This window comes from Edaphobacter sp. (assembly GCF_035763405.1).
Lineage (GTDB): Bacteria > Acidobacteriota > Terriglobia > Terriglobales > Acidobacteriaceae > Edaphobacter.
The window spans coordinates 1-3,540 of record NZ_DASUBE010000090.1; the positions used below are offsets into that span (position 1 = coordinate 1).

The window sequence follows — 3,540 nt, forward strand, 5'->3', positions numbered from 1 at the left end:
ATTGTAGTGGACCGGGGGAACTCGACCGCCAGATGGGATATTCTATAAGTTATTTTATTGCAACGAGTTACCAGGACTGGCGAGCGGTGGGGGCTTGACATTGCGGCTGGATTGCTATTTTTCCTGAGACTGGTTGTGAGGCGGGTCGGTGGGAAGCGTGTAGAGGGTGGGTGGTTTGCGGTGCCCGGGCTGCTGATCTCCCGATGCGTTTTCCGCGGCGGGCGCGGGTTGTGCGGCGGGCGGCTGAGCCTGCGGGGCTGGATTTGTGGCTGGAGTAGCAGCGGCGGCCTTTGTGGCTGGGGCTGGCGTGGATGGCGTCGCTGAGGCGGCGGCTGGGGCCGGTGGCTGAGCGGCGGGCTCGTCTTTGACTTCGCCTGAGGTGGGCTGGACTGCACCGGATGCGGCAAAGCGGACGGGGAGTTCGACTGGTTTGGGGCTGGAAGACTGGGCCAGCTTGAGGTCGGCCTGCTCTTTGGCGGTGAGCGAGGGAAGTTGATAGATTTCGATGGCCCCGTCGTGGACGACGCCGAGGCGGAGGCCGTCGGGCGAGAGGGCGAGGTTCTGTCCGGCGGGCTCGATGGGCGAGCACTCAACTTTGAGGATCTGGCGGCCGCTGCCGGCCTGATAGACGACGACAGTCTGGCTGCTGAGCGTCTCGGGAATCAGCGGCGTGGTGTCGGCGAGGGGAGAGGTGGTGAGGATGCGGCTGAGGGCAAAGCGTCCGCTGGCGGGGGAGAAGGCAAGGTAGGGGTCGATGAAGCTGCCGTAGAGTCCCTGCTGCCAGGTCTGCTCGCCGCGCATGTTGAAGCCGCCGAAGATCTGGGCGCTGTCCGCGCCGTGGCAGCCGAAGGCGATGAACTCGGAGTGGCTGACGAAGATGGGCGAAGGACGGCAGGTGGAGTCGAAGGGCGAAAGCTCCCAGACTTTGCCGCTGAAGGTGTCGAAGTTGAAGGCCCAATGCATGTGGCCCTGGTCGAGGACCTGGAGATAACCAGCGTTGGTGATGGCAAAGGAGCCGAAGGAGCGGGCGCGCCCTACGCCGGCGTAGAGGGCGCGGACACTGCTGCCGGTGTTTTCGATGCGGTAGAAGTTGACCTGAATGGGGGTGTCGCTGGTGTCTGGAGCGGGGTCTGGGACGACTGGCCCGGCGGCGTCGGAGACCGGCTTTTCGGAAGGCTCGATGGCCTTGGTCTCGACGGTGAGGACGTCGGCTTCGGGCGTGAGCTGGAGCGCGCCGATGTGGCGGTTGACGACGTCGAGGAAGGGTTGCTGGCCGAAGGCGTTGCCCGAGTTGAGGCCGGCGAGCGGGGCAAAGGTGGTGAGGGTGTCGCGGATGCGGAGCAGAAACTGGCCCTGGCCGAGGTTCCAGAGATACTGGCCGCGGTCGTGGAGACGCCAGTCGGCGTGGGCGAGGGCGCGGCCGGAGGGCAGCTCGACGAGGACGGCGCGGATGACGCGGTCCTGGTCGGTGGGCGGGTCGTTGGGGATGCGCTTGAGCAGCGCGTGGATCTCGAAGGTGACGAGGAGGTGATGGTCATCGACGAAGCCCAGAGTGAGCATGGAGCTGCCACGGAGCAGAAAGTCCTGCGTGAGCGGCTGGAAGCCGACGGAGTCGAGTGGGATGCGGAGATCCGGCTGGGGACCGCGCGCCGCGAAGGCCAGCGCCGCCGAGAGGACCAACGGCAGGCCGATGAGCTTGCGTAAGAGCGCGAGATGGATGGGAACCCGCATGGTTGAGCGTGCGTATGGCTGTTAGACGCGAGCGGACGCGAGGACACCTCTGCGTCAGCGCGAGGCGCTGCCATCACTGTTTCACAGACGCGCGGGACTCGCCAACGTGGGCAGGCAGCGGGCGCCGACAGTGAACGCAGACAAGGGCAGGCGATTCGTGTTAACTTGCGTCTGGACCATTGATACGCAGGAAGGTTAGCCGGGAAAAGACAGGAGATGTGTATGACAAAACTTACAAGGATGGCCGTAGGCGCGGTTGCGCTGGCAGCAGCAGGAACATGGAACACGGCAGTGGCGCAAAAGACACAGGCTGCACCCAACAGCAGCACGCCCACCAAGGTGTATCAGCCGATTCCCGGGTTTGACCTGACCTCGATCGACAAGACAGCCGACCCATGCGACGACTTCTATAAGTTTGCCTGCGGAAAGTTCGCGGCCAACCATCCGATTCCGGCAGACCAGCCGGCGGTGGACCAGTTCTATGCGCTCTTCAACGTGAATACGCAGGAGCTGAATGGGATTTTGAAGAAAGCGGAGGTGGGCGGCGCGAGCCGGTCTGCCGAAGAGCAGAAGATTGGCGACTACTACAAAGCCTGCATGGATACGGATGCGATTGAGGCGAAGGGCCTTTCGCCGGTAGAGCCGCTGCTGAAGGAGATTGACGCGGTGAACGACCGCGCGCAGTTGCCTGCGCTGATCGGCAAGCTGCAGCGCATGGGAGTGGATGTCTTCTTCGGCTACGGCGAGCAGCAGGACCTGAAGGATGCGACGAAACAGATCGCATTCGTCCAGCAGGCCGGGCTTGGCTTGCCCGAGAAGGACTACTACCTGCGCACGGGGGCGAAGGACGTTCAACTACGCACGGAATACGTGGCGCATGTGGCGAAGATGCTGGAGCTGGCGGGCAGCACGCCCGAGGAGGCCAAGAAGGACGCCGACGCCATGATGGGGATGGAGACCGCGCTGGCGAAGGCCTCGATGAGCGTGACCGACATGCGTGATCCGGAGAAGACGTATCACCTGCAGCCGATTGCCACGTTTGAAGGCAGCCTGCCGGGGGTGGACTTCGGCGAGTTTCAGAGCGCGATTCACTCTCCGCGGGTGAGCGAGCTGAACAATGCGACGCCGGAGTTTATTCCCGCCGTGCTTACGCAGTTGAAGACGACTGACCTGAACACGCTGAAGGCGTATATGCGGTATCACGTGCTGACGGCCTTTGCGGGCAGGCTGCCGAAGCGGTTCGACGAGGAGAACTTCGACTTCTACGGACGCAAGTTGTATGGGCAGCCGGAGCAGTCGCCGCGGTGGAAGCGTTGCTCGAACTCGGTGAACAATGCGCTGGGCGAGGCGCTGGGCAAGGTGTATGTCGAGCAGTACTTTGCCGGAGACAGCAAGGCGAAGATGCTCCAGATGGTGCATGACATCGAAGGGGCAATGGACCGCGACATCGACTCGCTGGAGTGGATGTCGGAGCCGACGAAGGTGCGGGCGAAGGACAAGTTGCACCTGGTGGCGAACAAGATCGGCTATCCGGATAAGTGGCGCGACTACTCGAAGCTGGAGGTGAAGGCGGACGATGCGCTGGGGAACTCGCAGCGCGCAAATGCGTTCGAGAATGACCGCGAACTGAACAAGATCGGCAAGCCGGTGGACCGCACCGAGTGGGGCATGACTCCGCCGACGGTGAATGCGTACTACGACCCGAGCATGAACGACATCAACTTCCCTGCGGGGATTTTGCAGCCTGCGTTCTACGACAAGACACAGGACGATGCGGTGAACTACGGCCACATCGGCGCGGTGATTGGG

The 3,540-nt window shown here is 63.1% G+C and carries 2 protein-coding genes; one reads left to right on the forward strand and one right to left on the reverse strand.

Going from position 1 to position 3,540, the window contains the following annotated elements; translation table 11 throughout:
- Nucleotides 1–114 precede the first annotated feature (114 nt).
- The gene (locus VFU66_RS09360; protein WP_326445977.1) at nucleotides 115–1,731 is read right to left on the reverse strand and encodes a hypothetical protein; all 1,617 of its coding nucleotides are present in this window, start codon (nucleotides 1,729–1,731) and stop codon (nucleotides 115–117) included.
- A gap of 222 nt (nucleotides 1,732–1,953) precedes the next feature.
- Here VFU66_RS09360 and VFU66_RS09365 point away from each other — a divergent pair.
- Nucleotides 1,954–3,540: M13 family metallopeptidase (locus VFU66_RS09365; protein ID WP_326445978.1), on the forward strand; the 1,587-nt coding region annotated here is incomplete at its 3' end.